At 68.1% G+C, this 229-nt stretch carries 1 protein-coding gene; it reads left to right on the top strand.

Going from position 1 to position 229, the window contains the following annotated elements:
• A partial coding sequence (locus BFF77_RS37045; protein ID WP_245703661.1) for a ferric reductase-like transmembrane domain-containing protein occupies positions 1–229 on the top strand: 229 nt, incomplete at both ends.

The raw sequence follows: 229 nt of genomic DNA, 5'->3' as shown, positions 1-229 counted from the left end.
CGCTGGTGCCGCAGACGGTCACCGTCGTCACCGAATTCCCGCGGATGGTCGAGGCGACGGCGGGCACCGTGCTTCTCCTGGTGATCGGCTTCGTCTCGGCGGGCGCGGTGCGGCGCAGGATGCGGTACGAGACCTGGTACTACCTCCATCTGCTCACCTATGTCGCGGTCTATCTGTCCTTCTGGCACCAGCTCGCCACCGGAGCCGAGTTCGTCGGCGACCCGGCCGC

This window comes from Streptomyces lushanensis (assembly GCF_001700515.1).
GTDB classification, from domain to species: domain Bacteria; phylum Actinomycetota; class Actinomycetes; order Streptomycetales; family Streptomycetaceae; genus Streptomyces; species Streptomyces lushanensis.
Note: the sequence above shows the minus strand (reverse complement) of the source record. Positions and strands in the feature narration are given on the sequence as shown.